This window comes from Mesorhizobium sp. P5_C1, from assembly GCF_054049815.1.
Map to the genome: position 1 here is coordinate 1 of NZ_JBFULQ010000364.1, position 5,809 is coordinate 5,809.

6 protein-coding genes are annotated in these 5,809 nt (G+C 62.6%); 3 read left to right on the top strand and 3 right to left on the bottom strand.

The annotated features are described in order from the left end of the window. The first annotated feature begins 125 nt into the window (after positions 1 to 125). Entirely contained in the window at positions 126 to 1,577 is a 1,452-nt protein-coding gene (mocR, locus tag ACXJ7R_RS23125) for a rhizopine catabolism transcriptional regulator MocR (RefSeq protein ID WP_457153877.1), read from the top strand. Positions 1,578 to 1,587: 10 nt separating this feature from the next. On the opposite strand, the gene ACXJ7R_RS23130 is transcribed toward mocR, so the two are convergent. Beyond that, complete coding sequence (locus tag ACXJ7R_RS23130) at positions 1,588 to 2,790, bottom strand: MFS transporter (protein WP_457153878.1); 1,203 nt, start codon at positions 2,788 to 2,790, stop codon at positions 1,588 to 1,590. A 246-nt stretch (positions 2,791 to 3,036) separates the two neighbouring features. Beyond that, on the bottom strand, positions 3,037 to 3,495 hold the full coding sequence (locus ACXJ7R_RS23135) for an Lrp/AsnC family transcriptional regulator (protein WP_095090987.1): 459 nt from the start codon (positions 3,493 to 3,495) through the stop codon (positions 3,037 to 3,039). A 171-nt stretch (positions 3,496 to 3,666) separates the two neighbouring features. Here ACXJ7R_RS23135 and ACXJ7R_RS23140 point away from each other — a divergent pair, with 171 nt between their 5' ends. Together ACXJ7R_RS23140 and ACXJ7R_RS23145 are read left to right on the top strand one after the other, a co-directional pair. Beyond that, positions 3,667 to 4,401 carry an AzlC family ABC transporter permease gene (locus ACXJ7R_RS23140; RefSeq protein ID WP_457153879.1) on the top strand — a complete coding sequence of 245 codons (735 nt, stop codon included), beginning with the start codon at positions 3,667 to 3,669 and terminating at the stop codon, positions 4,399 to 4,401. Continuing rightward, positions 4,398 to 4,697: an AzlD family protein gene (locus ACXJ7R_RS23145; RefSeq protein WP_095090988.1), complete on the top strand. Its 300-nt coding sequence runs from the start codon at positions 4,398 to 4,400 to the stop codon at positions 4,695 to 4,697. The genes ACXJ7R_RS23140 and ACXJ7R_RS23145 overlap by 4 nt, the downstream gene beginning before the upstream one ends. Before the next feature lie 62 nt (positions 4,698 to 4,759). Here ACXJ7R_RS23145 and ACXJ7R_RS23150 read toward each other — a convergent pair. Next, positions 4,760 to 5,809, bottom strand: a 1,050-nt coding sequence (locus ACXJ7R_RS23150; RefSeq protein ID WP_457153880.1) for an ABC transporter ATP-binding protein, incomplete at its 5' end; no start/stop codon positions are given.

The window sequence follows — 5,809 nt, forward strand, 5'->3', positions numbered from 1 at the left end:
GATCACTCCCACCCTTATGCACTGCATCGGTCAGCCCCACCTGAACCTGAACGCATTTTTCTTGAGCGTAGGACTGCTTTGGTTCCATTGTTAGAACCAGTTTGCATTGATTTTTCGGAACCACGATGAAGACGAGTTTTCCAATCGACGGTATTGCGCTGGATCGCGGCAGTTCCGCCAACCTGCACAGGCAGCTCTACGTCCAGTTGCGCGGTCTGATCGAACGGCGTGTGCTGCCGAGCGGCCACGCGCTGCCCTCGACACGGGTCATGGCGCGTGATCTGCAGGTGGGCCGCAACACGGTGATTGCAGCTTGCGACCAGCTGGCGCTGGAGGGTTATCTGGCGATAAGGCCACGCCGGCCCTCGGTGGTCATGGATCTGCCGACCCGTTCGACCGCGGCGGAGCATGTATCGGTCGAGGGTGAGAATCCGATATCATTGCGCGGGCAGGCCATGCTCGCCCAACCCTATCATCACGGCCGACCCGGCATGCTCGCATTTCATCCCGGCATGCCGGACCCGGATAATTTTCCGTTCAACACCTGGTCGAAACTGCTCAGCCGCCGCGCAAAATTTGCGCATATCGACCTTTTCGGGACCTATCACGTCAAAGGCTATCCACCTCTTTGCGAGGCTATCGCTCGCTATCTCACCGCGTCGCGGGGCGTTCAGTGCACCGCCGAGCAGATCGTCGTGACCAATGGCGCGCAGTCGGCGTTCGATCTCCTGGCCCGGCTGCTGATCGACGAAGGCGACACGGTGTGGATGGAGGAGCCGGGATACTACGGGGCGGGTTCGGCTTTCGTCTCGGCTGGGGCGAAACTGGCGCCGCTGCGCGTGGGCAATGCAGGCTGGAACCTCGATCCGCCTCCTGTCATTCCGCGCATGATTTTCGTGACGCCCTCCTGCCACCATCCGCTCGGCATAACCATGCCGATGGAACAGCGGCTCAATCTCCTGCACATGGCCGAGACCTGGCGGTCATGGATCATCGAGGACGACTACGATGGCGAATACCGTTTTCAGGGGCAACCTATACCGGCGCTGCAGGGCATCGGCGCGTCGAACCGCGTGGTCTATGTCGGTACCTTCGCGAAAATCCTGTTTCCGGCCATGCGCCTCGGCTTTCTGGTGGCGCCCAAGGCGATAGACCACACAATCGTCTCGGCGCTGAGCGTGACCGGCCAGTTCGCCCCATTGCTTGCCCAGGCAGCACTGGCGGACTTCATGAACGAGGGGCACTTTACCCGCCATCTGAGGCGCATGCGACGCCTCTATGCGGACAGGCGGCAGTTCTTCCTAGAGAGCGCTCAAAGGCATCTCGGAGAATGGCTGGATTTTCATTCAACCGAATCCGGCATCCAGGTTGTCGGCATTTTCCGCGATAGATGTAACGACGCGGCGATTGCCGAGGCGTTGCTCCATCAGGGGATCAACGTCTCGGCCCTATCGATCCAGTACCGTCACGGCTCGGAACAAAACGGGCTTGTCATGGGTTTTGCGGCTGCCGATGCGCAGACAACCGAAAAGACGATGCAAAAATTTCGAGCCGTGCTGCAAGCCCATTTCGGCTAGACTCCAAAGATCACGCCGTCTGCAACTCCCGGCGCGGCAGCGGCGGGAAGGCGATCGCGATGCCGACCGCGCCTAGGCCGATGATGGCCGAGCCGATGAACAGCCAGGAATAGTTGGCATAGGCATCGAACACCATGCCGCCGGCCAGCGGACCGAGCGCCATGCCGAGGCTGGACAGCATGGTCGCGGCGCCGAACACGGTGCCCAGGATGCGCTGGCCGAAATACTCGCGCGCCAGCACCGCATAGAGCGGCATCACGCCGCCATAGGTGGCGCCGAAGATGACGGCCAGCATGTAGAACTGCTCGAGCTGGCTGATGCTGAGATAGGCGGCAATGACGATCGCCTGGATTGCCAGGCCCGCGATCAGCACCGGCTTGACGCCGAGCCGATCGGCAAGCACGCCGTAGAGAAGCCGCCCGCCAAGCCCAGCCAGGCCCTCAACGCTGTAGATCGAGACCGCCGCCATGGGCGCCACGCCGCATAGCATGGCATAGCTGACCATATGGAAGATCGGCCCGGAATGGGCAGCACAGCAGGCAAAGAAGGTCAGCCCGAGCACGATGAATTGTGGTGAGCGCAGCGCCTGGCCGGCCGTCAGGCCGGCGCCTTCGGCAACCGGTGCGGAACCGATATCGGCCACGGCTGGCTTCGGCGGCTGGCGGACCAGCAGCACGACCGGCAACAGCAGCACCCATGCGGTGATGCCGATGTCGAACATGGCCGTGCGCCATTCATAGGCCGAGATCAGCCAACGGGCGAAGGGCGAGATCGTCATCGGTGCCACGCCCATGCCGGCCGAGACCAGCGAGACGGCAAGGCTGCGGTTGGTGTCGAACCAGCCTGATGTCAGCGCGATCATCGGCGCGAAGAAGGCGCTGGCCGCGAGGCCGACCAACACGCCATAGGTGATCTGGAAGGTCAGCAGCGAGCCGGCGCGGCTGGCCAGTACCAGTGCCAGCCCGAGCAGCACCGCGCCGATTGTCACGACGATGCGGGCGCCAAAACGGTCGGACAGGGCGCCCCAGGCGAAGCCGCCAAGGCCCATCACCAGGAAGTTGAGGGTCATGGCGCTCGAAATGCCGGCGCGCGACCAGCCGGTGTCGATCGCCATCGGCTCGAGGAAGATCGCCAGCGAAAACATCGTGCCGATGGCGACACAGGACATCAGCGCGCCAGCCGCGACGATGACCCAACGATAGGAAAGGCTCATATTTTTCTCCCATGCCAGAGCGCAGCGCAGCGCGCTGCTTGCGTCCGAAGGACGCTGGCACGGATATCGATCCTACAATCCGGTTGCATTTTTTATCCAGTCTAACTGGCGCCTTTTCCGGTCGCCCCGGCCGCTTTCTACAGGCGGCGTGTCACGCTCCCAGAACCGCTTCACACTTTTGGGCGACATGGTTTTTGGACGCATGTCGTGGTCCCAAAACCGCTTCACACTCTTGGGTGACATGCGTCATAGCGGCAGTTCGGATGTGTATTTGATCGTCTGGCTGGGGACGTCGGTCTTGACGTTCTGCACACCCTTGATGCGGCTCAGATGCTCCGACTGGAAGCGGCGGTAGTCGTCGATGCCGGCCGCCACCACGCGCACCAGGGCATCGCAATCGCCGAGCATCAGATAGCATTCCATCACCTGCGGCAGCTTGGCCACTTCGGTTGCGAAATGCTCGATCGTGTCCTCGTCCTGCTGCTTCAGCCAGATGCGGGTGAAGAAGGTCAGCCCCTTGCCGATGCTGGCTGGGTTGAGCACGGCGACGTAGCGGTCGATGACGCCGGCCTCCTCCAGCAGCTTCACGCGCCGCAGGCAAGGCGATGGCGACAGCCCGACCTCGTTGGCCAGATCATTGTTGGCCATGCGGCCGTCGCGTTGCAGTGCCCGCAGGATGCGTTTGTCGATCTCATCGAGCTTCATGGCTACGGATTCCATTTCTCTGGTGATTTGCGGCACTCAATGCCAAAGATAGATGAAATACAACAATCTTCGCAACCAAATTGCTGGACGGTATCGGTATATTTGCCGCCGACATCACTGATTTCAAACGCAATTGGAAGCGGCGGCCGCGAGGCCGACCGATGGCAAAACATGAGCATTTCACAGGCAGTCGAGGCGGCAGGCGATGGTTCGACGTCCGAGTTCCGCCGTGGCGTGGCGTCATGCGCGCCGGTGTTGTTCGGCACCATCCCCTATGCGCTGGTGCTCGGCGCCCAGGCCACCCAGAAAGGCTTGAGCGTCGTCGAACTCTCGGCAATGACAGGGCTGAATTTTGCCGGCGGCTCGGAATTCGCGGCGATCCAGCTGTGGACGTCGCCGCCACACATCCTGCTCATCGTCGCCATCACCTTCCTGGTCAACAGCCGGCACCTGCTGATGGGGGCTGCATTGGCGCCGTTCCTGCGTCACCTGCCGCCGCGCAAGATGTTTCCGGCGCTGTTCTTCCTATGCGACGAGAGCTGGGCGCTCGGGCTTGCCGACGCCAGGCAGCGCGCCGCGGCTGGTATCACGCCAGCCTTCAGCCCGCGCTACTATATGGGCGCGGCACTGGCGATGTATCTCACCTGGGTGGCCTTCACCACGCTGGGTGCCTTGCTCGGCCCGATGCTGGGCCATGTCGAGACCTATGGTTTCGACATGGCGTTTCCGGCGGTCTTCCTGGTGTTGATGCGTGGCATGTGGAAGGGCGTGGCCGCCGCGCGGCCCTGGCTGGTCAGCCTTGTCGTCGCGGCGCTGACCTATCTCATGGTTCCCGGCGCCTGGTATGTCGCGGCGGGTGCGGTGTCGGGGCTGGTCTCGGCCTGGTTCTTCTGGAGAGAAACATGATCGACGCGACGACCCTTTTCACCATCGTGCTGATGGCCGGCGTCACCTATCTGACCCGGATCGGCGGCTATCTCGTGCTGCGCAACCGCACGCTCAGCGTCCGTGCCACGGCGGTGATGGAGGCTGCACCCGGCTGCGTTCTGATCTCGGTGATCGCACCGGCCTTCGTGTCGAGGAACCCGGCTGACCTTCTGGCGCTGGCCATCACTTTTGTCGCCGCAACACGGTTCTCCATGCTGCCGACCGTGCTGATCGGGGTCGCCTCGGCGGGCATTCTGAGGCATCTGATCGGCTAGGACAAAAAGGGCAGGCGCCGGCGCCTGCCTTTTCTCATCGGTGGCAATGTAGCCGCCGCGATCTATTGGATCGTGGACGTGATGCGCCGACCCTCGGCGTTGAACAGATGGAGCTGTGTCAGGTCCGGGGCCAGGAAAACCTGCTGACCCGGCATCACGCGGATCCGCTCGCGCAGCAGCGCGCTCAGCGTGTTGTTGCCGGCTTTGGCAATGACAAGGGTTTCCGAGCCGGTCGGCTCGACCACTTCGACAACTGCCGGCACGCCGCTGTCGGAAAGCCTGAGATGTTCGGGCCGGATGCCCCAGGCGACGGCGCTTTCGGTCTGTTCCGGCACAGGCAGCGGGAAGACGATGCCGTCGCCAGTGGTGAAGCCGTCGGCGGTGCTGCGCCCTTGCAGGATGTTCATCGCCGGCGAGCCGATGAACTGGGCTACGAACAGGTTGGCCGGCCGGTCGTAGAGGTCGAGCGGGGCGCCGACCTGTTCGACGATACCGCCATTCATGACGACGATCTTGTCGGCCATGGTCATGGCTTCGACCTGGTCGTGAGTGACATAGACGATGGTGGTTCCCAGGCGCTGGTGCAGCGCCTTGATTTCGGTGCGCATCTGCACACGCAGCTTGGCGTCGAGGTTGGAGAGCGGCTCGTCGAACAGGAAGACCTTCGGCTCGCGCACGATGGCGCGGCCCATGGCGACACGCTGGCGCTGGCCACCGGAAAGCTGGCGCGGATAACGCTCAAGCAGATCCTGCAGGCCCAGGATTGTCGCGGCGCGCGCAATCTTGTCGTCGATCTCGCGCTTGTTTTCCTTCTTCAGCGTCAAGGCGAAAGCCATGTTCTCGCGCACGGTCATATGCGGGTAGAGCGCATAGTTCTGGAACACCATGGCGATGTCGCGCGATTTCGGCGCGATGTCGTTGATGACCTCGCCTTCGAGCGCGATCTCGCCGGTGCTGATGTCCTCCAGCCCGGCGATCATCCTCAGTAAGGTCGACTTGCCGCAACCGGATGGGCCGACGAGGGTGACGAATTCGCCCGAAGCAATGTCCACCGACACGCCGTGGATGACCTTCGCCTTGCCGTAGGCCTTCTCGACATCGGTGATGGAAAG

What these genes read in the sequence shown, in the direction of transcription:
- ACXJ7R_RS23145 (WP_095090988.1), top strand. Translation starts at nt 4,398, where the DNA reads ATGATCGACGCGACGACCCTTTTCACCATCGTGCTGATGGCCGGCGTC.
- ACXJ7R_RS23130 (WP_457153878.1), bottom strand. Translation starts at nt 2,790, where the DNA reads ATGAGCCTTTCCTATCGTTGGGTCATCGTCGCGGCTGGCGCGCTGATG.
- ACXJ7R_RS23135 (WP_095090987.1), bottom strand. Translation starts at nt 3,495, where the DNA reads ATGAAGCTCGATGAGATCGACAAACGCATCCTGCGGGCACTGCAACGC.
- ACXJ7R_RS23140 (WP_457153879.1), top strand. Translation starts at nt 3,667, where the DNA reads ATGAGCATTTCACAGGCAGTCGAGGCGGCAGGCGATGGTTCGACGTCC.
- mocR (WP_457153877.1), top strand. Translation starts at nt 126, where the DNA reads ATGAAGACGAGTTTTCCAATCGACGGTATTGCGCTGGATCGCGGCAGT.